This is a genomic window from Synechococcus sp. UW105 (genome assembly GCF_900473935.1).
Lineage (GTDB): Bacteria > Cyanobacteriota > Cyanobacteriia > PCC-6307 > Cyanobiaceae > Synechococcus_C.
Window position 1 is genome coordinate 169,500 of the sequence record NZ_UCNN01000019.1, and the last position, 21,729, is coordinate 191,228.

Consider the following 21,729-nt stretch of genomic DNA (forward strand, 5'->3'; position numbering starts at 1 on the left):
GACATCCATGGTTACCGCCACTCAGGGGGTCGCTTCCGTTCTCTCGCCTCTGAGCGGCCGAGATTTCCTGTCGTCAGAGGATGTCAGTGCCGAACAGGCCGCCGCTTTGCTGCAGTTGGCTCAGCAGTTGAAGTCGGGCGACCGTCGGATCGACTTGGGTAACAGGGTTCTGGGCCTGATCTTCACCAAGGCTTCCACCCGTACCCGTGTCAGTTTTCAGGTGGCAATGGCCCGGCTTGGCGGCCAGACCGTTGACCTCAATCCTCAGGTGACCCAGCTCGGTCGCGGCGAGCCTTTGGAAGACACCGCAAGGGTGTTAAGTCGTTTTTGTGATGCCCTGGCGATCCGCACCTTCGCCCAGCAAGAGTTGGTGGATTACGCCCACTGGGCGTCGATCCCGGTGATCAATGCCCTCACCGATTTGGAGCATCCTTGCCAGGCCCTGGCTGATTATTTGACGATGCAGGAGGCCTTCGGAGAGCTGCAGGGGCAGACCTTGGCCTACGTCGGTGACGGCAACAATGTGGCCCACTCGTTGATGATCTGCGGCGCTCTGCTGGGTGTGAATGTGCGGATTGGCTGCCCTGAAGGCTTCGAGCCACTGCCAGGAGTCGTTGATCAAGCACGGGCTCTTGCCGTCGCTGGTGCTCAGATCACGGTGACGAGTGACCCAGTAGCTGCAGTGAAGGGTGCCCAGGCGCTGTACACCGATGTCTGGGCGTCCATGGGCCAGGAGCAGGAACAGGCGGAGCGTGAACAGGCCTTTAAGGGCTTTTGCCTCGATGAAGCCTTGGTGGCAGAAGCTGAGCCAGACGCCATTGTTTTGCACTGCCTGCCTGCCCATCGTGGCGAGGAGATCAGTGCAGGGGTGATGGAGGGGAGTGCCAGCCGAATCTTTGATCAGGCTGAGAATCGTTTGCATGCCCAGCAAGCTCTCTTGGCAGCGTTGATGGGGGGGTTGTAAGCCTTCACTGGCTCGCTCGCTGCGGTGAGAGTTTTCGCTCCTGATGAACCAAGCGATTGGCTCGATCAATGTCACGATGATTGTTTATTGACTCGCTGCCCGTGGAGGTTCTGGATCTTTTCCCGCGTTCGATCCTTAAGGGCCAGTTACCGGATTCTCTTCTGAAGACCCTTCTTAGTCTCAGTCAGTCCGTTCTCGACAATCCAGAAGCGAGTGCCGATGCTTCAGTCAAGTTGGCTGGTCAGCTCAGTCAACAACGCGAATTAAGACCGGATCAGCCTGGTGTGCAGGAGTTGATGCTTGAGCATCTGCTCCCTTCTTGTGACCGTTGGATTCGCCATGTCATGGACCGGCAGCCTCCCCAGGGGAGGGGCCCCTGGGTTCCTGGTCGTTACGAGCTCAAGCCAATTGATCTGTGGCTCAACTGTCAAAAGGCTGGCGATTACAACCCCACCCACACCCATGGGGGCAGCTTTTCAGGTGTGATTTTTCTGGCTGTGCCCCCACAGATCACCGCCAACAGCTTTGACGGCCAGCTTTGTTTTCATGGACCTGAAGAGTGGCATGTGCAGTCGTTCCGCACTGGCATGTCGCATTACGTACTGCCCGTTCCAGGCGACTTCTACGTTTTTCCAGCCTGGCAACCCCATTCTGTGATGCCTTTCCGTGGTGATGGGGAACGTTGGTCTTTGGCCTTCAATGCTGTTGCTGTGCCCAAGTCCCAAGCGCATGCAGCGCCATCGTCCAGTCAGATTCAACAGCCCCGCCAGTCGACGCAAGCTGTCGACAATGTCTCTCTTTCCAGTTATCGACCTTCCGCCAAAGGATTCTGATCAGGCTCTGGTGAACTTTCTGGAGATGGGCTGTTGATGGCTTTGGTGTTGATTCGTTCAGCTTGTTGCCACGCTGCACTGATGGATCTGATCGGTTTGCCCTGGAGACGCGGAGATGGCAATCGTTTCTGAGGCCAGCCCGGCTCCAATCTCATTGGCAGGTGGATCGGTCACGGTGATCCTTCTGCATGGCTTCACCGGGTCCCCGGCGGAGATGGCATTGCTCGCTGATGCGCTGCATGCCAAGGGCTACTCAGTTGAGGTGCCCCTGCTTCTTGGCCATGGCACACAGTTGAATGACCTGTTGCCGATCCGTCCGCAGCAGTGGATTGATCAGGTGGATGGATTGCTGCGCACCCAGCTCGAGCGTGGGCAGCAGGTGGTGCTGGGAGGGCTGTCGATGGGATCGATTCTGGCGCTGCAAGCTGCATTGCGCTTCCCTGAAATTCGCGGACTGATGCTGTATTCACCGCCGATCGGCAGTCGAGACGTGCGGCGCTTTTTCGCTCCACTGCTGACCCGACTGGTGAAGACAGTGGCCAAGCCCCCCTGCGACTACGCAGACCCCAGAACGGCGGATCGGCTTTGGTCGTATGACCGCTATCCCGTGATCTGTAGCAGTTTGGTGCTGCGTTTGATCGCTCAGGTGCGTCAACACTTGGCTGCGGTCCATCAGCCGATGCTCGTGGTCGCTAGTCGGCGCGACAACGTGGTGACCGAGCGTGGCGTGCGGCGGCTGATGGACCAAGCCGGGGCCTCAGCCAAACAGCTGGTTTGGCTGGAGCGCAGTAGTCACGCAATCACCGCCGATGCCGAGTGGCCCCTTGTTTGTGAGAGCAGCCTCCGTTTTTTGTCGTCGTTGGCGTCGGCAGGATTGCCTGGTCGGCCTTGCAATCCTGCCGGCCCACCGGTACAAATGTATTGACCGATCGGACCTTCTTTAGGTGCCTGCTGGAACCCCCGAGCCCCTCACCCCCGCGCAGCAAGAGCTGTACGACTGGCTGTCTGACTACATCGGTGTCAATCACCACAGCCCCTCGATTCGCCAGATGATGCAGGCGATGGGGTTGCGTTCGCCTGCTCCGGTGCAGAGTCGCTTGCGTCATCTGCAGCAGAAGGGTTGGATCACTTGGCAGGAGGGCCAGGCCCGCACCCTGCAGTTGCTGGGGGGACTGGCGTCTGGTATCCCCGTGCTCGGTGCTGTTGCCGCGGGTGGGTTGGTGGAAGCCTTTGATGATGTGCAGGAACGCCTCGATTTGGTTCCTGTGTTGGAGACGCAGGGACTTTTTGCCCTCACGGTGAATGGTGACTCGATGGTGGATGCACATATCGCCGATGGTGATGTGGTGCTGATGGAGCCAGTCGTGGAGGCGTCTCGGCTACGCGAGGGCACGATCGTGAGTGCTTTGGTTCCAGGCAGTGGCACCACGCTGAAACACTTCCATCGCAGTCGGGGCACTGTGCGACTGGAAGCCGCCAATCCTGCCTATGAGCCGATTGAGCTGCCCGCTGATCAGGTGCAGGTGCAGGGCAAGCTCGTTGCTGTGTGGCGGCAGGTTTAAGCCTGACGGAGTGCGCACCCTGCCGGTGTAAGCTTCCTCACGTCGATTGACTGGCTCAAGGGCCCAGCCATCGACCATGGGGCCATAGCTCAGCTGGTAGAGCACCTGCATGGCATGCAGGGGGTCAGGAGTTCGAGTCTCCTTGGCTCCATTCTTAAAAACACTGACCTAGACAGGGTTTTGGGCGGCAGAAATGCCGCTTTTTTAGTGCCCTTCTGCGCATCGTGTCCTACCTGGGTAGTCCCATGTCTGCCCATTTCTGCGCATGATTCTGCGCATAGAAATTGTTCTGCGCACATGCCTCAGCAGAAGTGGTTCGCCCGCCTTCGTGGGCAGATAAAAGACAGGTGTGGACTGGGTTGGGGCATCGCTGATCGCAACGGTGATACCCAGCTCACCCGCCGCATCAATGATGGAAAGCAGCACCAGAACCCGCGGCAATCGGTGCAGCTGGGGGTGCCATGGAACCCGGCCTGCAGCGGGGATATTTTTTTGAAGGTCTGCCAGCTCAAGCAGCTGGTGGACGAGCGCCACTGCTCGCTGGCCGAAGCCAAAAAAAAGCTAGATGCGAAGGACAGCGCCACCCCCACCATCACCCGGTCGGTGGATGACGAGGACAGCGGCTGGGACGCCGTCATCGGTGGCTTCATCGACAAGCGACGGCAGATGAACCGCGCCACAACTATGCGCGACCTGAACGGCCACATGAAGCGGGTGCGGAAGACCCTGGAGAAGAAGCCACGCCCCCAGAGCGGAGCGGACTTGATGAAGGCTTATGCCCGGCAGCATTTCAAGAATTGCCGCCCCGGTGGATCAGGTCGGGTGGTGCAGCTCAATAATGTCCGTGCGCTGCTTCGCTACGCGATCAAGGAATACGGCTACGACAGCCGCTGGAAACCGCTGGATAACGATGACCTGCGGGACTTGATCGGTACTGACGACAGGCCCACTGAGGACAAGCTGACGCCACCGATGATGCCCAACGATCTGGGCACCCTGCTGGATGCGCTGAGGGATGCCGATAGAACCAGCCTGCTGCTGCTGGCGGGGATCATCGGCATCTACGGCTTGCGTCCTCATGAAGTCGCTCAGCTGATCTGGGACGACGGGCATCTGAAGGTCAGACCCGGTGGCAAACGGAACAAAGCCACCCGCGGCAAGAAGCAAAAGAACAGGTTGGTGCTGCCCTTCGACGTTCCTGGCAGAGAAGGCGAAGGGGAGCGTCTTGTGATGCTCTGGCGCACAGGCACGATTCGCTTTCCTCAGGCCGTCCTGAACCGCATCAACGAAGTTGAAATGAAGGGCTTCAAGCCTGTGGGGGATGAGATCCGGCAGCAGCTCGAACGCTTCAAGTTCTGGCAGGGGTTGGCGGCCATCAACCCCGGTTTGATCCCGTACAGCCTGCGGCATGGTTGTGCTTATCGGATGCACAAGTCCTATGGCCGCCCGTTATCCATTAGGGATGCTGCTGCGCTGCTCGGGCACACCCCGCAAGAGCACCACGCCAGTTATGGACAGTGGATTGATGAAGCTGGCTTGATTGAGGCTGTCGAACGGATTACTGGAGCAGGTAGGACAACTTTGGAGGGGATACCTTGTCACCCCTTGACCTACTAACAGAAACCGACTAGAAATTAGTCAAGAGGCAAATTTGTCTCATCTCTTGTCCCTATATGTGTAAGCCTCGGCGGTCTGCCGTGCATCATGAAATGGGTTAAATGCGGCCACTCTTCCCGTAAGGATTGCGGATTGCAGCTGAGTGAGTGATTGTTCCTTGAAATAAAGGAATCCGACAAAGGCCCTGGCAACAGGAACCGCCCTAAGCGACTGCAAGAGATCAGCAGAGAACACAATCGCTGATCTTCTTGTGCCTGAACATGAATGGCTGCCAACCCCGGCAGCAACAAAAGCCATGGGCTACAGCGCCCGCACGCTGAAGCGTTATCGCGACTGTAACGGCGGCTTCCTGATTGCTGGTGAGGATTGGTGCTTCGGACCAACTGGTGCCAGCTCAATCAGCTGGAACATCACTACCTGCCGTCAGAAATTTCACGAGCGTGGGCGTCTTATGCTCGCTATCGATGCTGAGCGTAAACAGCTTGCGGAGGTGGACTGATGCAGAGCTATGAAGTCACCTACGAAACCATGATTTCCGCGAAGGTAACTCTTTCAACTCAAATTGAGAGAGAACTTCGTCGCGACTGCGAAATCGAGTGTGGTGAGGAAATCGATGAGTGTTTCGCCTCTGATTATTTGGATGAAGTAGCTCAGGCCATCAACGAAATGATCAAGCTGCCCGAGAACTTCAAAGCGGCTAATGGGTGCCGCGTCGCACTGGAAATCAATTCAATCTCAACGGAGCAACAATAAAAATGACCTCGAACCGAATAACGGCCCAAGGTCACGCCCTGCCAAGGAGTGACCGCAGGCTAAGCGAGCCCCTGCTGTTTGGGCAGGGGGTCACACGCCCAGGAGACGTTCCTACGCCTGCGATTTGGTGGCCGACGGGCCGTCACTATGCGCAGAACAGTGCGCAGAATTTCATCTTCGACATCGGCCAGGCGCTGACCTGGGCCGAACTCCTGGGGAAGGATCCCACGGGAGCTGACACCCGCATCAGAGCCATCCGCCGTGGCGAGGGAGCCAAGAAGGGCAACCTCGCCGAAGACTGCGAGCAGATCCCCGGCTGGCAAGTCGAAGGCCGCAACATCTACGCCGTACCGAATGGTGGTGGCGACACCGCTGACAGCATCGATGCCTGTGTTGGTCTGTTCGCTGAGTGGGATCACCTGAGCCTGGCGGAGCAGCTCGAACTGCCTGCTCAGCTGGGTCTGCCCTCACCCACCTTCGGCCTGTTCACCGGAGGCAAGAGCCTTCACGTCTACTGGGTGTTCGAGCAGCCGATCGAGGTGGCTCGGTGGCGGCCGTTGATGCAGCGACTGATCAATCACTGCGGCAGCGATCCTGCGGTGAAGGACCCCAGCCGGTGCATGCGATTGCCCGGTGCCTGGTACATCCGCATGGACAGCAGGGTTGGGGATAAGAGCACACTCCTGAACATCACCGGCGACCGGTTCACTCCAGAGCTGTTCGAGGAGCTGCTGCCCCCGTTGCCGGAACGCCCGCGTCACATCCCGAAGTCGCTTTATCGCAAGCAGCCGACGCGGTCGCTGCAGGACATCGCCGATGCGTTGAAGCTCATCCCGCCACGGGTACCGGGACACGGCAATTACCCGGTGGATCGGAACATGGCCTGGGGCCTGAAGGCTGCCTGCCGCGACGCTGGGTACGGTACGGATGTGGCTCGGAAACTACTCGAAGCCCACAGCCCTAACGGTTGGGACCCCGACCAGATCCTCCGCTCTGGAGGTGATCAGATCAGTGCTGGGACGTTCTGGTTGCGAGCCCAACAGCACGGCTATGTGAGGCACGCTGATGGATGACCTGCAGGCTGTAGTGGACCACTGCTCCACCATCCCGGACGAAGCGATCATGGATGCTGCCAAGAGCATTCGGGTCGCTCAGGGCCGCGAGCGATTCGGTTTTGAGAACCTCTTGCCTACCGATTTGGCGAGGGCGGTGGAGCTAGTGACGGAGGTGCTGCCTGCTGATGCATTGACCAGTGTTCTGACGCTGCTCTGCGGTTACAGCGGCCTGCTCAAGCTCGGCACCCAGGTGACGCCGGATGGTCGCTACTGGGTCCCCTGCAACCTTTACGTGGGGTTGGTGGGGCCGAGCGGTTTGAGCAAGAGTCCAATCCAGAAGGCCCTCATTTCCGATCCATCCCGGCAGCTTCAGCAGGAAGAGAAGGTTCGGTATGACCTGCTGCTGAAGGTATGGGAGGACTCCGAACCACAAGACAGGGAGAAACATCCTCCCCGCCGGTGCCCGCTGCATCAGAACGAGTTCTCCCCGGAGGCGCTCGGGATGTGGCTGCAGTTCTACGAGCAGGCTGGCCTTGGTGTTCTGCTGACCCGCGCTGAATTGAGCGGGATGTTGCGGGCGCTTGAGGCAGACACTCGGCGTGGCAGGGGTACCGCTGAAGCTCAATTTTTAGAGTCCTATGACGGTGATGGCTGCTGCTCGCACCGTGTCGGTAAAGCCGGTACGGGGGAGGTGCGGAGCTATTCCAGTTGCCACGTCTCCCTATTTGGCGGCGTCCAGGACGAGGTACTCCGCGAGTTGGTCAATGGGTCGGACGCCAGCGGTAAATTCGCCCGGATCCTGATGGTGAAGTGCCCCCGCCGACCGCTGGAGTTGAAGGACGATCCGATTACTCCAGAGGAGGACGAGGCGTTTCTTCGAGCGGAACGGGTCTTGGCCTTCTACGCCCGTCAGCTGTACGAGCTGCCGCCCCGTCGGTATCGACTCAGAGCAGAGGCTCGCCGCCATCTGAACGGCTGGTTTCGCGCCCACCAGCTGGAGGCGCTCAAGCCTTCAACGCCGTCGGTCATCTCAGCAATGCTGGGTAAGACCAGCGCAAATGCACTTCGGTTGGCAGGGCTCCTCCACCTCGTTTGGACCAAGGGGGATTCAGCCACCGAGATCAGTCTGGATTTGATGCAGGCGGCCACCGCAATGGTGGATCAGGTCGTCTCGGAGACGCGGGAGTTCCACCAGCCCCCGGAGAGCATCGGCACCGAACTGATGCGTCACATCCATTCCCTCAGCTGGGAAAACGATGTTCTGAAGCAGGACCTGATCACCTGGCAGGACGCCAAGAACAAGGGCTCCAAGCGCATCCGTGATTGTGGTGCGAACGGTTTTAAGAAGGCCATCGACACGCTGGAGGAGAGGGGGCTGGGTGAGTGTCTCAAGGCCGGTTCGGTCCCGGCCTTCAGGGCCCGAAAACCCTGGCCTTAGACACAGCGGACAGTGGTGGTCATGAAGGGTTTCTGCCGCCATCGCTGTAATGGTCTGGGCTTTGGGTCGATTCAGGCAGATGGACACGCTTTCCAGAGCAATGGCCGGGTCCCGGCTAATTAACTATGAGTCGTGTCTGTCTGTCCGAACTGGTTCAGATCTATTGCACTGCAGTGGATGCGGGCAGATACAACCAATGCCTGAGCGTGTTCATTGTGTCTGAGTGGCAAACGTGCCAACCCTGTTCCGGCAAAAGCCGCAGGCGACTATCTGCGCGGTCTTGTCCTTGGCCGTGAAGTAGGCATCATGCGCGGAGCAACGCCTGATCCATGCATCGGTCCCTGAGCCTTTCTTTATCGCTGAGCGGTGTTGCAGCACTCGCACTCTCCAATGGCGCTCTGCTGTCTGCTGCTGCACAAGACGTTGGCAGCGCAGAAGATCTCGGGGTGATGGAGATCAACCTCAAGGATGCAGTCAAGTTCAACTGGGGTTTTCAAGGAGCACTGCAAGGAGCAGGCACACCGAATCAAGCAGGTATAGGCGGGTTCTTGCCCCTGTCTGTTGGCGAGAACAGTGTGTTCTTTGCTGATGTACTGCTCAATGCCAACTTTGCTGATTACGGCGGCAACAGCAGCATCGTCAATACAGAGGTTGCTGGCACAACGATCAGTACCTCATCAAGGCTTGGCTACCGCTGGCTGAATAGCGACCGCAGCTGGATGTATGGCGTGAACGGCGGCTATGACAGCAGGCCGATGAATACAGGCAATGCTGAAACAGGTGTCACGCTCTACGACAAGGAAAGTGCGTTCTTCCAGCAGATCGCAGCAGGTTTAGAAGCAGTATCAGATTCCTGGAACTTCAATGCCTATGCCTTAATCCCTGTTGGTGATACAGAGCAGCAGCTAAATAGAGCCTTTCAAGGCGGCGCGCTTGATACCTATGGGCTTGATGTTGGTTATGCAATCACTCCAGAGTGGGATGCCTCAATTGGTTACTACTACCAAAGCGGTGATCTAGGTACAGCAGACGGATCTGGCGTGCAGGTAGAGATGGATTATCAGATCGCTGATGGTTTAACTGCTGGCATCAATGTTTCCTATGACGAAGAGTTTGAAACCAGAGTGTCAGGCAACATTGAGTATCGCTTTGGTAGTAACAGTTCAGTGGCAGAAACGAAGAAAAAAGCATGGCAAAAGCCAACGATTCAAGCCTTATCTGAAAGCATTAAAAACAGAAATATCCGCGTTCATGATGCAGCAGGTTCATGCCCAATTAATGCCATATGGCATCCAGGCCATAAGCCAATCACAAAAAAGCCAAAGTCATCTACGACGTGGGTAACCTACAACCTATGTCATTGTAGCCCTGGCGCAAAAAATGCAACCGCTAACGGCTGGGAACCCGTTTGAGTACAAGCCCATCTAGGATCTAATATCTCATCAAAACTCGCTTAAAAGCAGCTCATTGGCGGTTCAATACCTGGCACTTGCAAATACTTAACTCAACCTAGAGCAGCAGAGATGCTGATCCTGTGCTATGGATACTGTATTGGCACCTATCCCATGTCAGAAGAACAACTCAAGGCATTCATCGCAAAAGTCAAAGGAGATATCAGCCTTCAAGAGAAGCTCAAAGCTGCAGCTAATCCTGATGATGTTGTGGCGCTTGCTAAAGCTACTGGCCTTATGATTTCCGCTGACGATTTGAAGAAAGATCAAGCGGAGATTTCGGAAGAAGAGCTCGAAGTCATTTCTGGCGGTGGCTGCGGCGCGTGGAGCATTAAGTCTGTTGGGACATATCAATGCCAGGGAAACCCTCAAGATGGATAATATAAGCATTGGCAGCCTATAAACTAGTCTTCAATATTTTGCACCATCGCCCGTATTCAGCGGGCTTTTTTATTGCTTGCTGACATCGCTGCCGTCGCTTGCTATGACTATTGGAGCGAACTGTTGAGCCATGCCAGAAGAGCAACTTAAAGCGTTCCTAGTACAGGTTAAAGGCGACAGCAGCCTCCAGGAAAGACTCAAAGCTGCAGCTAATCCTGATGCTGTAGTTTCTATTGCTAAGGAAGCAGGATTTATGATTTCTGCTGATGACATTAAGAAGGCTCAATCAGAGATTTCAGAAGAAGAGCTGGAAAGCGTGGCTGGTGGTCAACGAACTCATTGTTTGGCCAGCCAATGGGCAATGTAAATCAAAGTGATTGTGGGATCTGAAGTGAAGTCTATTCATCAAATCCCCTGTTGTTTTAGGGGCTTTTTATTTCTTCAGTCACACCCATAAACCCTTAAACCAGCCTTCAATGCCTGGCGCAATTTAGCGCAGTTGAGCAGAAGTAGATCAGGCAATTAGTTATTCAATAGGCACGAAATCTTCCTCAGTGCCATTCACAAGTTCACCGCCAGTAAGTGCCCCGAGAGTGTCGACAGTGGTGGGATAGGGATCCTCTCCGAGCTTTGCCTTAGCTCGCTTCCATCTCTCAACTTCTCACCCTCTAGCAGGGTGGCAACAAAAAACCCCGCTCGTGGCGGGGCTTTTTGCCTCTTCTCTTCGATCAGGAGGTGGTCGTCATTCCACGAGATCACCCATGGTGGGGCCACCAAATGCACCAGAGATGCGGTTGATAGGGCCAAGAGGAGTAAAGCCAACGACACCGTTGACAACGACCTTCCAGAAGCCGCCGCCTTGCACAGCCTCCAGATCGTCTTCGTTGATGTTCTGAGCGTCAAAAGCTTGAGTGGTCATGAGTTTGAAGTGAGTTGAGTGAGTGATGTGTGGGGGTGTTGCCCCCTCGACTCCTTCAAGATCACAGCTCTATTGGTGAACCCCAGTGCCTGGATGTGGTGGGGAAGCAGGCAAGTTCTGGTGAAGCTCTGGTGAACGGTTCAGAACCCAGTCACCAACTGGGCTGACAACGCTGCCAACCTGCTTTCTGCATGGTCTCCCAGGCTTCGATTGCTTTGCACACTCGGATGATGGTCAGATGGTCTGCCCACCAAGAAACGAATTCATTTCAGGCATTAAGCGTGGTATCTGCGACACTAATGGCATGAAACGACTCCTACTTTTACTGCCATTCTTGCTTGCAGCACAGCCAGCAACGGCTCAACAGGATCCCAACCACTGTGACTCAATGGTTAGGGCTGCCATGCAGGGATATCAAATATCTAAAGACACGCCATGCATTGACGTAAGTGAAGGAGACTGGCCGAAATCAGCCAAATATTATTCAAAATTTGAGTATTTCTGTATAGGTCGTGAAAGAAACCCAGGCTGCAGTTAGCAATCACTTGGCCCCTCAACTCCTTCAAGATCACAGCACTTCTGGCACCTGCTAGAAGGCATGGGACGGATTTTGATATTCACTGACCCCGCACACTGCGGGATCGACATCACCACCTAGGCGGGCACCGCTTCCACCCGCCGGACTTCTGCATCGTTTCCCAGGCTTCGATGGCGTTGTGCCTGAGCATCCTGCGAACCACAGGTTGACCACTGCCCCGTAGCGGTCTGGTCTCCACCACCACCCACTTCGCATGGGCTGTAGGCACGTCATTCCTGAACCGGCAGACCTTCTGTTGCTCTGTGCTGAGTAGCCAGCCTTCCCCGTCTTTCGGGGTGTGGCGATCAACAAGTGGCCTGTCCTTGTTCGGCAACTGGAAAGGATGGCGAAACAGCAGGTGCTGCAGATTGCCTCAGAACCTAGTGCGGTGTGTAACCGTTGAGTTGACGCCTAAACCAGTCATCCAATCCAGCTGACGCACACAGCTCACAACCGCTCCAGGGTTCTTCTGCTTCATTGCTTGACCAGCTGCGGCCATCAGCGTTTGGATCGACCATGCCAACATCTCCTCCCGATCAATCCCGGTCTTATCGACGTCGGCCTTGATCTGAGCCCATGCTCGTTTCAGGAGCTTGTAGCCCTGTGCCCTTGAGATACCCCACTGCTGTCTCGCGAATTCGAGACAAGCTGTATTTGGTTCACCAGCAAGGAGCAGCCCCTGGAGCTGATCAATCCGACTAGTGGTCTCTTCCGTAGTGGCGCGTGCCATGGCCAGTCATGCGGAAATAAGAGTCGACAAAATACTTTTTGCCTCTGAGCAAAGGCTAGGACAAATCTGCGCATCTTTCTGCGCATACAATTTGTATTAAATAAAGAAGAACCCAGTGATAGCAGTAGTTTATGAGGCTTATTTACCCTCTATGGCATGCAGGGGGTCAGGAGTTCGAGTCTCCTTGGCTCCATTCGATTTCCCAAGTTGCTCACTGGTTTCTGCGCTGGTGGGCATTTTGATTGACCTGTCCTGATCAGCAGTCGTAAAGCAGTACCGCACGCTGCTCTCGACTCTCCACGTCGCTCTCTTTCATCTGCGACTCGTCGTAATCCAAAGCCCGCAAAGGGCAGGCCGTAGCGCGGAACGGCTGATGCCTCCCATCGTGGATCCACTCCCCAACTGGCTGGCCATGGGCCGCATCAATAGGCATCTCAACGATGCAACATCATGACCTCTGTATCTCTGCTGAAGGGACCCGACAGCGCTTTGTCAGCAGTTCCCATTCTTGGCTTCATGCCAAAGAAGGGGCAGGATCTCGTTGACTGGCGCCACTTGACGGACGACTCAATGCGCAGAAGTCAATCAAACGATCGGTTATTTGATAGGAACGCAATCCTCTTCGGTTAAACGCGTGACCTCCTGCTTTGTGGTGCTGAGCTGCCCGAGGGGATGGTGACCGGTCGGGCTTATGTGTGCGCGTTCCTAGGTGTGTAGCCATGCTGATTCCACAAGTGTCGCTTGACGATGAAGTGAGGCCTGGCATGACTTGCGCTGTGTTGCAGTACCGCATTGATCAGCTCAAGCGGCTTGGTTGGCCAAGGCCGATCGAGTGAGCAAACGTGTTCGACTACGCAGCTCAGCAATATGGCGGGATACTTTGTAAGTTAAGATCGATTTTATGGGTATCCGCATCGCATTGAGTATCTCAATGTCTGATGGGATGCTGGATTTCTGGTCTCAACGAAACTAGTTGGAGCTCGCAATGTTCCAGGGGGGAAGGTCAGTCGGACAACATTTTCGTCTTATGAATGTATTGGCGATCAGTCGAGATCGCCCATTAAAATTCAGGTTAGAGTGAATATCAATGATTCAAATGCCTTCTTTTGACTTGGAAGGGTAATTGTATTCGCGTTGAAGGTCGAAGTACACATGTTGTTGGCCTCAGTTCTGGATTGGTCTGTCTAGCTGAGGGAAGGCTTCTGAGAGTTCAAAAAGAGCAGGTGGTTGATGCAGAAAGCAAATTGAACGACCACGAGTAATTGGTTGGGGCTGTGTGATGGAAGGATGCATGGCTCCGTGGAAGGCATGGCCGTTGGGGTGGCCTACTGTGATGAGTCGCCATCAAAAAGCCCCCGCCGAAGCAGGGGAGGGCATTGCTTTAATCTAACTATTATTGACCTGTGGTCACCATAAAGGATCTCTGGTGATGACATTTTCGTCGATATTCAAGTCGTCAACATTGGCATTGTTGACGAGTGCGAGCATGTCGTCACCCTGCATAAGAACTACAGATGTGCCAAAGTTGAACATCCCAAAGTCTTCGCCAATCCCAGCTCCGGTGACGACGATTTTGTCATTTCCAATGCCGAAGTCCTTGATGTGGTCAATGCCAAAACCTTCTGTTAGGAAAAAGGTGTCTCCGCCTTGCCCCCCAAATAGATCGTCAAACCCCCTGCCTCCAATAATGAAATCATCGCCACGCTCGCCTCTGATTTCATCGTTGCCATCTAGGCCAAGAATGACATCATTGCCAGATCCTGATCTCACATTGTTGTTGCTTTCGTTTCCGATGATCAGGTCGTTCCCTTGACGAGTAATCACATTTTCGATGCTCGTCAATTTATCTCTTCCCTCTCCTGTATTTTGCCAATTTTGATTGGAAAGATTGATTGTATATCTCGCCCTTGATCTGGCAGTGCCAAAAATTGCTGTATCTGTTCCTTCGCCACCATCAATTACATCATTGCCAACTCCGCCAGCAAGTTGATCGTCATCTTCTCCGGCATAAAGAAAATCATTGCCTTCGTCGCCACGCAAGTAGTCGTTTCCGCGGCCGCCAAAGGCTCGATCATCACCTGTGCCACATAAAAGGCTATCGCCCCCTCTGCCGCCTACAAGAACATCGTTTCCATCACCACCCCATGCTTGCCCACCACCACCACGTAAAAACAACCAGTCATTACCCCCTTCTCCGTGAATTGTCTCCCAACCTTCGTCAGATCCGAAGATCACATCGTCACCATCACCTGCTTCAATCCAAATTTGCGGGTTCCGTCCATTTCTCCTGTATCGTGCACGATCGTCTCGCTCGTAGTCATAAAAGTCGTCGCCATTTGTTCCCAGAACAGACAAGGTGTTGTACTGCCTGTTGTATGTTTTTGAAATCATGAGATTGGTTTTGTTGATTGGGATCGGAGATGCTATTCCGACAGATTCACCATGCCTTCAATCAACCAATGCTTAAGTGAATTAGTTCATGTTGGGCTGTGATTCTTCTCACAAGAGCTGACAGGGGCTTCAATCCAAAGGTTCAATTCCAGCTACTGCAACTGTTGACCTGTCACAAAGACCAGGGTTCTTAGGGAATAGGAGATCGAGTCTCCTTGGCTCGATTCATTCATTGCCAGGCTCCTCTACGAATCTGAGGCTCCTTTCTTTTGTTCGTATTCAAGGATGAGGGCAAGATCGCGTCCTTGACGGATGTCTCTTCAGGGTTTTGTGATCACTGGGATTCCTGCGACAAACACAGCAGATCACGTGGTAACCAGTAGAGCTCTCTAGTGATCACCACGGTGTGCATGCTTCCTTGTTTCATTGGGTCTGTTGGCAGTTTCGCGGTTGCGATGGCGTCCTGAATGGCCACATTGATGCCCACGAATCCAATCGCTGTCATCACGTGGGTCGCATCACTGATGAGCAGCAGGCCAAGCATCAAACCAGCGGGCCCACCCCAACGACCCAACACGTTGTGGAGTGTTGATCGATGCTGCTCTCTTTCAGAACCGTTTCAGCCGCCACCGGGCTCAATCGATTACGACGCAGTCAGTTCCAGCCAGACCAATGCCGTTAGCGAAAAGGTGGCAATCGACAGCGGAATCCAGGAGTCCTTCAAAACGCGGGCCATACCTCTGCAGAAGCTGCTCCACTAAACCAACTCTCTGATCAATGGCAAGAACACGAAATAGTGAACCCAGCTGCCGCCATGCAGTGGCTTGTCTTTGATGGGATGCCGTGCAGACATCTAGCGAACCCATCTCGGATTTGAAAATAGATGTTTTGCGTCAGCTTCTTTGAAGAGACAAGACTTCTCCGGCCCCTCACCCATGAAACTTGCAATGCGGCTGTATTGAGGCTGGTGCGGATCAGTGGCTGGATGGGGTCTGTCAGCCAGCCAGTGGCTTACGTCATCAGGATCTGCTGCAAGAGATCGAAGACGAACTCATAGTCGGTACAGCTGAACATCTGTTCGATGCAGCCATAGGACCTGCCGTGTCCAACCCCAAAGTGTTCGGCAAACGCGTCCGCGTCGTGGTGGTCTTGCCAGCGCGCGAGGTCTTCGCGTCGCCAGACAGCCAGTGCATCGGCAGTGTCAATCGGGCGGAACTCTTCCTGGCAGCTGCTGTTGCCCTCAGCGCATCGGCGAATGACGTCCGCGACGCATCGAAAGGTGGCTTCTTCTAGAGCCCCTTCCTTGTAGAGCTGTTCGATGGTCTGCTCAGCTTGTTCGAGAGTCATTCCCATCTCTGCATCATTCCATGCAGATGGGTATCAGACGAAGTTCAATTGACCTGGTGAGATCAATCAAAAACCCCGCTTTGAGCGGGGCAACGTTTCTTTGAATGAAGTCAACAGCTCAGTTCGCTAAAGACGCAAGCTTCGCAGGTGATAGGTGAGCTGATCTGTAATCAATGCCCTCTGAATGGGCGGCAAAGCAAAGCTGAGCCTGATGGAGGCGTCGAGCCTTCCTCTCTTTCTCTTTGATCATCAGAAGGGTGTTCATGGCAACGACCTACAGCGCCTCAAACCCCGTTGCTTGTTTGAGATCGAACTGCGTCCTTTGTGGGGACCAACGTTTCTAGATGGTAAACGAGGTTGCTGGGTTCGGCGGGGTGAAAGCCGAACAGCCAGAGGTGAATGAACCGAACCAGTGACTGCTTTTGATGCCTCGTCATCGTCTTCTTGGTCTGCGCGTTGTCTTCAGTGTTCCAGCGCCTTTGCCCTCAAGGCGGCAGCCATGATCTCAGCCCCTCGTTGCAGTTTTGGGCTCTCGCTACGATCCCTCCATCAGTCACCAATGATCCCTCAGTGCTTCCAGAGGATTTCGACTACACAGCCTCCATCTCATTTCTAGATGTCCGAGAATCTCTGCCCTCGATCGACCCGGAAAATCTTTCGCCGCAGAATGTGTTGGACATCCTGCTGCATCTTTTCAAGCAGAAACCTGGATTTGTAGATCGTGGCCATGAAACTAACAACAAGGAAACGGCATGGGTGAATGCATTCCTGTTCCGGCTCAACCCTGGCATCGATGCTGATGGTATGGAGGCCTTTGTTGTGGAGGTGATTGGCTCCAGTGTCGACAAGATGGCCAACCTGCATTGATGCTCCTCCTTCAATGACGAAGGGTCCTGGACTGATTCAGTGTTTTCGGTGACGAGGGCTGGAGGGGGCATCCCTCCGATGGGCACACCATCTCTTCATTCGCCGCTATCGCAGACGTGCTCAAGGTCTGCTGTGACCCTTTTTACCGCTGCTTCGGCCCAAGCTTGGCTCCCAATGTTCAGCTCGTTCTGGGGCGCTTCATCGCCAGTCTTGGCCATACCCCTAGCTCTGGCAAAGGGCAGAAGAGCGTCGGCTGCATAGGGTGATGCAATGGACAGCACCGCTACGGACAGCCATCAGGAGATCCAGAGCCCTTACCCGCTCATTACAGAGATCCCAGGTGCGACGGATTGGTTTCAGCGCTTCACCGGAAACTTCATCACCCTTGAAGGAACGGTGGTTTCGCGGCAAGCCTTTGATAAAGATGGGCAGACCATGCATAGGCTTCAGATTGGAGGGCCTCGTGTGACGCAAGCCTTTCAACTGGAAGGGGGGCTGCCTCTGCCTAAAAAGGTTGCTTCATTTCCGCGCAGTCTCTATTTCGCGACAACAAGTCGCCCTCCGCTGGGTGCAACCACACGCCTTGAAATCTTCCCACATATGGGACGAAATGGGGTTTTCAAGATTGCTCATGACTCAGCGACTATCAGCCGAAATACAGCGACCAGGATCTGCTTCCAATTGATGATGGCTGAGATTGAATCTTCTGGCTGGGATCTTGGCGAATCTAAGACCGCTGTTAATAAACATTGGAAACTGGTGAAGCATGTTCTGCGGCTACCGTTCCTGTACAAGGGACAGTTCAAAATGACGCGTCTTCCAGATAAGCAGGCTTATGACGGAGTCAAGAAAAAGAACCATGCCCTGCATATGCAGATCAAAAAAGGTCTGCGCTCCTACTCTGAGGAAGAATTCAAAGAGAGATTATTTCACTGGTACGACCAGTTGGCTGTCAATGACAAGTTTGCTGATGACTTGGCTGCTGATCCCAATTATTTACAGGCGATCAGAGAACATGGGCCTCATAAGGTCACGGAATTGCCTCGGAAGTCATACCAGCTCGATCCGAAGTCTTGACTCGCTATGCCATTGCTAAAACATCACCTTGTCGGTGATGACTGCGCTCGATCTCTGAAAATGATGCTGCGACAAACAAAAATGTTGCGGCAATCCTGTTTTGCGCAGGCATCAGTTGATCCAGGGCTCGATCTCGCGCAGGGGAGTCGCCAATATCGTCGTCACGATGGGGTTAGCCGGCTTGTCTTGAATATTTTCACGGGGTTTGTTGCTGAGCTCCATCCATGCGTGTAAGCGGATGTTTATACCTTTGGATAGGGAAATTTAGATGGGTAACGGTCGTTTGAGTTGGGTGTTCTCGTCGCGATAGACCATCCCATGCCCAATCAGATCAACATGGCTTTTGTGAGTCGAATCTGCTGCACGTCCAAGGGATCCACGATCGATGCTCTAGGTCTCGGCAAATATCGAGTGTGCGACAAGAGTCATAGCTGCAGCTTTCAGACGGGGCTGTGGGCTGCGTATGAGGCGTTGAGGGAGCTGGATCAAGGTCGGATTCAGTAGCTGATCGAGCTGCATCGCTACATCTCGACTCGTTGCTCACTCGCCTTTGAGCTTCCTGAACTGCTCATTGATGTGAGCGCGTGCTTCTTCCTCGCTCAGGTTGAGGTTTTCGGCTGCCCTGCGGATCATTTCCTCTAAAGCCTGCTTTTTCTTGTCTCTTGTCACAGCGTCTACCTGGATCGAGGCCTTGACGACTGGTCTAACGAGCCGCAATGGCTGATCGCGAATTCCGGCTCAGGCTGCTCGTCTGCTGGGCTGCCCTTGGCTTGATCTGCTCGGCTGGATGGGCGGACAACTGAGCAGGGTGAGCCGATGAGCGCATTTGATCCGCGCCGGGCCGCAACGATCTGTTACAAAAGCTCAAGTTTCTTTGTTTCTGATGAGCGATTCGAATTTCGGCTTTTCTGCCTTTGCTGAGCAGTGGAACGGGCGCCTCGCCATGATGGGATTCATCATTGGTCTCGGTACCGAGCTTCTGACGGGGCAAGGAATTCTCTCCCAGGTTGGTCTTGGATGAAACGCCTTGCTGAGCCTGATGTCTGGGCGCCGGCTAGCAGGGCGGAACATGCTCAGCTTTGTTGCTTTGCCATGTTCATTGCCGCTCTTGGTGTAGGTGGCAACATCGCCATTCACCATGTATGGATGTCGTTGCTTGATGCGGCCGAGTTCCTCTAGGGAGGGATTCGGCTTTTTTTTCAGAACCGAAGCTGGTCATCGACTCAATCCGACCGGCCGAGATCGTCCAGCGCAACGGTCAAGTTGAATCCTCAGTTTTGAGACTGAACGTCCGAAACGGGATCACAGGCCCAGTGGCCTTCGCTCAGGCTGGAAGGGGTTTCCACTTGAGGATTGATTCACCAGGACTTCACCCGTTGTGTGGCCTCGTTTTCACCACATCGGTGGAGAGGGTGAAGCCATCGGAGGGATGACCTCCCTTTCATCCAATCCATCAGAGCCATGACTATCAAATCAATCGCAGCCATGACAGCCGTCGGTCTGATCCTTGGCACCGGGTCGACGGCCTTGCTGTCCCCTCCAGCTGAAGCAGCTTCCGAGGCTGAATACAGGCAACAGCTGCGCCGTCAGCAGCGCCAAATCCGGCAGCTGGAACGTCATAACAGGTCTTTGCGTCGCCATGGTGATGTCCCTCGCTACCGCTATGAACGACGCTATGTCTCTCCCGGTGCTGGCTTCCGTCTCTTTGTTGAAGGAGGCGGACCTGGTCTTTACCCAAACTTCTGAGGTTCAATCAACAGACACTCGTGAACACGCTGTTCATCACGGCCAGCGTGTTCACGAGTTCTTTGCTGCGGTGCGTTGATCAGGCTGCTCGCTTGTCGTCTCCGAACCAGATGCCGCGACGGCTATCTGGCAATCGAATGACTGAACGCTCATACCTCGAACGGCAGCTTTGATTACGCAGATGCTCTTCGGCGTCCTGAAATAGGCGCTCAAGCTTCTGATCCAACATTCGGTTTAACCCTGTGGGCGGTTCCATTCAGGAGCCGCCGAGGGATCTGTCAAGTCCCAACGCTGCTGCCCCTTTGGCCAGTCTCCGCTTTTTGATTCCCTTGTGTTCACCACCTAGGCTTGATTTGGCTCAAGCCCAGCTGCGCAGTTCCGTCCCCAACGTCATGGCATCTGCGTGGCGGAGGCTTGCCTGTGGTTGATCAAGACGCGCACGTGTGCTCCCAGCTCAGAGGTGATTCATGCCTGCTGAGAGGTGCATGGCTTGCGCTTCATCCCAGTCTCTCCATCGCGCCAGTCTGCACTTGGATGTCTGCGCTCAGTGCTTTGCGATAGGTGATTCAATCATTCTGCAATCCACCGGTGAGCATGTGTTGGAGTAAAGGCTGGTTCAATACACGCCCACCCCAGCCAATGATGTCATTGGTCAATTGCCAAGGGGGAGTCGGCCAGGATTATGTGTTGTGAAGGCGGATCCTCCTGGTTACAAATGGATTGGTTGTTCCAGATTGGGAAATCAATATGTCACAGGAGTGAATTCTTATAAGGTCAGGATTGTGCGAGCTGTTGCGAATCAGATTCAGTACCGGGGATGGTCTGGAGCTTGCCTGGTGAAATATCTGTATTGACCGATGGGCTGTTGCCCTGGCTGATATCGGTGCCTGTGCTCTGGTTTGTCTGGCTTGGGAGCGATGAGATCCGACTCGTGCACCCTGTAGAGGCTTGGCCAGGGCTTTGCTTGGTTTGTAGGCTTCAAAACTGATGGGACCGATTAAAAACCTAAACCTGTAAACAGTTCTTGATGAACAACGTAGGTGTGATACAAGGCCGTGCCTGCATTGGGTGACAGCTCGATGCCATCGCTGTTGTAGGCAAGACTGCAAACCAAATTTCCTCTCCAAGCAATGGCGTCAGGGCTGATCTCTGCAGACCAATGCATGATCTGTGCATAGTGATCAGGTATCACGGTGCCCAGTTTTTCGCATGCATCAGCGAGCAGACAGAGCGCTGGTGGTTTGGCTGGTAAGGACAAACCTTTCCTGAGGATCAGTGCATCGATCACTCCGGTGTACCTCACAAAGTCGATCAATGCTTCTTCGTCAGTGGTCAATGTCGCGGCGGCAACAGCCCGCTCAAATTGATCTGAACTCAGTACTGGCCTTTTGTTAATGATGCTTTTACTCCGGCTGTGGTGAATCGGTAAATCATTCTGTCGTGGCTGGGCCCGATTGGCCGATCTCAGTCGTCAAAAGCCCCCTGTTGAGGCATCAACAGGGGGCATCAAAGGAACGCCAGAGTAGATGGAGGATTATTCCTCGCCGCCCTCTTCGTCAGAGGCACCAGTGGGAATCAGTTTGATCTGCTTGCGGCCGAGCTTGATTTCGAAGGTGTCGCCAGGCTCAAGGTCAAGCATTGCCGTGTAGGCCTTGCCAATCAGAAGATTGCCGTTTCCTTGCACAGTGGCCACATAAGAAAGCTTTCGCCCACCTTTGCCGATGCCGGCTGAACCGGTGCCAAGGTCGATGCCTTTGGCATTGAGGAGGGCTTCGTAGAAAGCGGTGAAGTTTACACGCTGGCCACCATCCTTCTTGTCAGACACATAGCCACATGCAGTGGCTAGGTCTGTCTTGGAGACATCACCTAAGTCCTTGACTTTGGTCAGTAGATCAGATCCAGTAAGCATCCTTTAGAGCTCCGATTAATCTATTAATGCAGTATCGATCTCTTCTCGTCAAGCGTTTGGTCTGCTCTCCATCAGTGGCTGTTCTTTCCGTTGTCCGTTTTGAGCGTCGAGT

The 21,729-nt window shown here is 54.4% G+C and carries 26 protein-coding genes and 1 tRNA gene; 17 read left to right on the top strand and 10 right to left on the bottom strand.

Going from position 1 to position 21,729, the window contains the following annotated elements:
* Positions 1-7 precede the first annotated feature (7 nt).
* The 13 genes from argF (at position 8) to DXY16_RS07935 (ending at position 10,421) form a co-directional block, all read left to right on the top strand.
* Positions 8-964 (top strand): ornithine carbamoyltransferase, encoded by a 957-nt coding sequence (gene argF / locus DXY16_RS07875; RefSeq protein ID WP_115120687.1) that lies wholly within the window; start codon positions 8-10, stop codon positions 962-964.
* A gap of 101 nt (positions 965-1,065) precedes the next feature.
* The gene (locus tag DXY16_RS07880) at positions 1,066-1,797 is read left to right on the top strand and encodes a putative 2OG-Fe(II) oxygenase (RefSeq protein WP_115120688.1); all 732 of its coding nucleotides are present in this window, start codon (positions 1,066-1,068) and stop codon (positions 1,795-1,797) included.
* 115 nt (positions 1,798-1,912) lie between these two features.
* A complete protein-coding gene (locus tag DXY16_RS07885) occupies positions 1,913-2,722 on the top strand; it encodes a carboxylesterase (RefSeq protein ID WP_115120689.1) in 810 nt (269 codons plus the stop codon).
* Between the two features lie 19 nt (positions 2,723-2,741).
* Complete coding sequence (lexA, locus tag DXY16_RS07890; RefSeq protein ID WP_115017292.1) at positions 2,742-3,359, top strand: transcriptional repressor LexA; 618 nt, start codon at positions 2,742-2,744, stop codon at positions 3,357-3,359.
* Between the two features lie 78 nt (positions 3,360-3,437).
* Positions 3,438-3,510, top strand: a tRNA-Ala gene (locus DXY16_RS07895).
* A gap of 146 nt (positions 3,511-3,656) precedes the next feature.
* A complete protein-coding gene (locus DXY16_RS07900) occupies positions 3,657-4,976 on the top strand; it encodes a hypothetical protein (RefSeq protein WP_115120690.1) in 1,320 nt (439 codons plus the stop codon).
* Between the two features lie 250 nt (positions 4,977-5,226).
* Entirely contained in the window at positions 5,227-5,475 is a 249-nt protein-coding gene (locus DXY16_RS07905; protein ID WP_115120691.1) for a hypothetical protein, read from the top strand.
* The gene (locus DXY16_RS07910; RefSeq protein ID WP_115120692.1) at positions 5,475-5,729 is read left to right on the top strand and encodes a hypothetical protein; all 255 of its coding nucleotides are present in this window, start codon (positions 5,475-5,477) and stop codon (positions 5,727-5,729) included. The genes DXY16_RS07905 and DXY16_RS07910 overlap by 1 nt, the downstream gene beginning before the upstream one ends.
* Before the next feature lie 2 nt (positions 5,730-5,731).
* Positions 5,732-6,802, top strand: a complete 1,071-nt coding sequence (locus tag DXY16_RS07915) for a hypothetical protein (RefSeq protein ID WP_115120693.1) — start codon at positions 5,732-5,734, stop codon at positions 6,800-6,802.
* Entirely contained in the window at positions 6,795-8,222 is a 1,428-nt protein-coding gene (locus tag DXY16_RS07920; RefSeq protein WP_115120694.1) for a DUF3987 domain-containing protein, read from the top strand. The genes DXY16_RS07915 and DXY16_RS07920 overlap by 8 nt, the downstream gene beginning before the upstream one ends.
* Before the next feature lie 329 nt (positions 8,223-8,551).
* Positions 8,552-9,634, top strand: a complete 1,083-nt coding sequence (locus DXY16_RS07925) for a carbamoyl-phosphate synthase (RefSeq protein ID WP_115120695.1) — start codon at positions 8,552-8,554, stop codon at positions 9,632-9,634.
* Between the two features lie 111 nt (positions 9,635-9,745).
* Positions 9,746-10,054, top strand: a complete 309-nt coding sequence (locus DXY16_RS07930) for a Nif11-like leader peptide family natural product precursor (protein ID WP_371410885.1) — start codon at positions 9,746-9,748, stop codon at positions 10,052-10,054.
* Positions 10,055-10,184: 130 nt separating this feature from the next.
* The gene (locus DXY16_RS07935) at positions 10,185-10,421 is read left to right on the top strand and encodes a Nif11-like leader peptide family natural product precursor (RefSeq protein ID WP_115120696.1); all 237 of its coding nucleotides are present in this window, start codon (positions 10,185-10,187) and stop codon (positions 10,419-10,421) included.
* A gap of 375 nt (positions 10,422-10,796) precedes the next feature.
* On the opposite strand, the gene DXY16_RS14740 is transcribed toward DXY16_RS07935, so the two are convergent.
* From DXY16_RS14740 to DXY16_RS07975, 8 genes are all read right to left on the bottom strand, one after another.
* Positions 10,797-10,973, bottom strand: a complete 177-nt coding sequence (locus DXY16_RS14740; protein WP_170953891.1) for a hypothetical protein — start codon at positions 10,971-10,973, stop codon at positions 10,797-10,799.
* Between the two features lie 151 nt (positions 10,974-11,124).
* The gene (locus DXY16_RS15380; protein ID WP_371410898.1) at positions 11,125-11,196 is read right to left on the bottom strand and encodes a DUF1651 domain-containing protein; all 72 of its coding nucleotides are present in this window, start codon (positions 11,194-11,196) and stop codon (positions 11,125-11,127) included.
* A 424-nt stretch (positions 11,197-11,620) separates the two neighbouring features.
* Positions 11,621-11,884: a DUF1651 domain-containing protein gene (locus tag DXY16_RS07950; RefSeq protein WP_115120698.1), complete on the bottom strand. Its 264-nt coding sequence runs from the start codon at positions 11,882-11,884 to the stop codon at positions 11,621-11,623.
* Positions 11,885-11,923: 39 nt separating this feature from the next.
* Positions 11,924-12,280 (bottom strand): hypothetical protein, encoded by a 357-nt coding sequence (locus DXY16_RS07955; protein WP_115120699.1) that lies wholly within the window; start codon positions 12,278-12,280, stop codon positions 11,924-11,926.
* A gap of 256 nt (positions 12,281-12,536) precedes the next feature.
* Entirely contained in the window at positions 12,537-12,713 is a 177-nt protein-coding gene (locus DXY16_RS14745) for a hypothetical protein (protein ID WP_170953892.1), read from the bottom strand.
* 974 nt (positions 12,714-13,687) lie between these two features.
* The gene (locus tag DXY16_RS07965; RefSeq protein WP_115120701.1) at positions 13,688-14,671 is read right to left on the bottom strand and encodes a calcium-binding protein; all 984 of its coding nucleotides are present in this window, start codon (positions 14,669-14,671) and stop codon (positions 13,688-13,690) included.
* A gap of 334 nt (positions 14,672-15,005) precedes the next feature.
* Entirely contained in the window at positions 15,006-15,215 is a 210-nt protein-coding gene (locus tag DXY16_RS07970) for a hypothetical protein (protein ID WP_206749555.1), read from the bottom strand.
* 467 nt (positions 15,216-15,682) lie between these two features.
* The gene (locus tag DXY16_RS07975) at positions 15,683-16,024 is read right to left on the bottom strand and encodes a hypothetical protein (RefSeq protein WP_170953894.1); all 342 of its coding nucleotides are present in this window, start codon (positions 16,022-16,024) and stop codon (positions 15,683-15,685) included.
* A gap of 564 nt (positions 16,025-16,588) precedes the next feature.
* On the opposite strand from DXY16_RS07975, the gene DXY16_RS07980 reads away from it, so the two are divergent.
* The 4 genes from DXY16_RS07980 to DXY16_RS08005 all read left to right on the top strand — a co-directional run bounded on the left by DXY16_RS07980 (position 16,589) and on the right by DXY16_RS08005 (position 19,708).
* Positions 16,589-16,885 (top strand): hypothetical protein, encoded by a 297-nt coding sequence (locus tag DXY16_RS07980; RefSeq protein WP_115120955.1) that lies wholly within the window; start codon positions 16,589-16,591, stop codon positions 16,883-16,885.
* 270 nt (positions 16,886-17,155) lie between these two features.
* Positions 17,156-17,962 (top strand): hypothetical protein, encoded by an 807-nt coding sequence (locus DXY16_RS07990; RefSeq protein ID WP_115120705.1) that lies wholly within the window; start codon positions 17,156-17,158, stop codon positions 17,960-17,962.
* A gap of 883 nt (positions 17,963-18,845) precedes the next feature.
* Complete coding sequence (locus DXY16_RS08000; RefSeq protein ID WP_115120707.1) at positions 18,846-18,983, top strand: high light inducible protein; 138 nt, start codon at positions 18,846-18,848, stop codon at positions 18,981-18,983.
* A gap of 440 nt (positions 18,984-19,423) precedes the next feature.
* A complete protein-coding gene (locus DXY16_RS08005) occupies positions 19,424-19,708 on the top strand; it encodes a hypothetical protein (protein WP_115120708.1) in 285 nt (94 codons plus the stop codon).
* Positions 19,709-20,705: 997 nt separating this feature from the next.
* On the opposite strand, the gene DXY16_RS08010 is transcribed toward DXY16_RS08005, so the two are convergent.
* Both DXY16_RS08010 and DXY16_RS08015 read right to left on the bottom strand, forming a co-directional pair.
* The gene (locus DXY16_RS08010) at positions 20,706-21,044 is read right to left on the bottom strand and encodes a hypothetical protein (protein WP_244281612.1); all 339 of its coding nucleotides are present in this window, start codon (positions 21,042-21,044) and stop codon (positions 20,706-20,708) included.
* Positions 21,045-21,242: 198 nt separating this feature from the next.
* On the bottom strand, positions 21,243-21,617 hold the full coding sequence (locus tag DXY16_RS08015) for an AbrB family transcriptional regulator (RefSeq protein ID WP_115017262.1): 375 nt from the start codon (positions 21,615-21,617) through the stop codon (positions 21,243-21,245).
* Between the last annotated feature and the right edge of the window lie 112 nt (positions 21,618-21,729).

Excerpts from the sequence above, each read along its gene's own strand:
- argF (WP_115120687.1), top strand. The coding sequence starts at position 8 with ATGGTTACCGCCACTCAGGGGGTCGCTTCCGTTCTCTCGCCTCTGAGC.
- DXY16_RS07885 (WP_115120689.1), top strand. The coding sequence starts at position 1,913 with ATGGCAATCGTTTCTGAGGCCAGCCCGGCTCCAATCTCATTGGCAGGT.
- DXY16_RS07900 (WP_115120690.1), top strand. The coding sequence starts at position 3,657 with ATGCCTCAGCAGAAGTGGTTCGCCCGCCTTCGTGGGCAGATAAAAGAC.
- DXY16_RS07910 (WP_115120692.1), top strand. The coding sequence starts at position 5,475 with ATGCAGAGCTATGAAGTCACCTACGAAACCATGATTTCCGCGAAGGTA.
- DXY16_RS07915 (WP_115120693.1), top strand. The coding sequence starts at position 5,732 with ATGACCTCGAACCGAATAACGGCCCAAGGTCACGCCCTGCCAAGGAGT.
- DXY16_RS07920 (WP_115120694.1), top strand. The coding sequence starts at position 6,795 with ATGGATGACCTGCAGGCTGTAGTGGACCACTGCTCCACCATCCCGGAC.
- DXY16_RS07925 (WP_115120695.1), top strand. The coding sequence starts at position 8,552 with ATGCATCGGTCCCTGAGCCTTTCTTTATCGCTGAGCGGTGTTGCAGCA.
- DXY16_RS07930 (WP_371410885.1), top strand. The coding sequence starts at position 9,746 with ATGCTGATCCTGTGCTATGGATACTGTATTGGCACCTATCCCATGTCA.
- DXY16_RS07935 (WP_115120696.1), top strand. The coding sequence starts at position 10,185 with ATGCCAGAAGAGCAACTTAAAGCGTTCCTAGTACAGGTTAAAGGCGAC.
- DXY16_RS14740 (WP_170953891.1), bottom strand. The coding sequence starts at position 10,973 with ATGACCACTCAAGCTTTTGACGCTCAGAACATCAACGAAGACGATCTG.
- DXY16_RS07955 (WP_115120699.1), bottom strand. The coding sequence starts at position 12,280 with ATGGCACGCGCCACTACGGAAGAGACCACTAGTCGGATTGATCAGCTC.
- DXY16_RS14745 (WP_170953892.1), bottom strand. The coding sequence starts at position 12,713 with ATGCCTATTGATGCGGCCCATGGCCAGCCAGTTGGGGAGTGGATCCAC.
- DXY16_RS07965 (WP_115120701.1), bottom strand. The coding sequence starts at position 14,671 with ATGATTTCAAAAACATACAACAGGCAGTACAACACCTTGTCTGTTCTG.
- DXY16_RS07970 (WP_206749555.1), bottom strand. The coding sequence starts at position 15,215 with ATGCTTGGCCTGCTGCTCATCAGTGATGCGACCCACGTGATGACAGCG.
- DXY16_RS07975 (WP_170953894.1), bottom strand. The coding sequence starts at position 16,024 with ATGGGAATGACTCTCGAACAAGCTGAGCAGACCATCGAACAGCTCTAC.
- DXY16_RS07990 (WP_115120705.1), top strand. The coding sequence starts at position 17,156 with ATGGACAGCACCGCTACGGACAGCCATCAGGAGATCCAGAGCCCTTAC.
- DXY16_RS08000 (WP_115120707.1), top strand. The coding sequence starts at position 18,846 with ATGAGCGATTCGAATTTCGGCTTTTCTGCCTTTGCTGAGCAGTGGAAC.
- DXY16_RS08005 (WP_115120708.1), top strand. The coding sequence starts at position 19,424 with ATGACTATCAAATCAATCGCAGCCATGACAGCCGTCGGTCTGATCCTT.
- DXY16_RS08015 (WP_115017262.1), bottom strand. The coding sequence starts at position 21,617 with ATGCTTACTGGATCTGATCTACTGACCAAAGTCAAGGACTTAGGTGAT.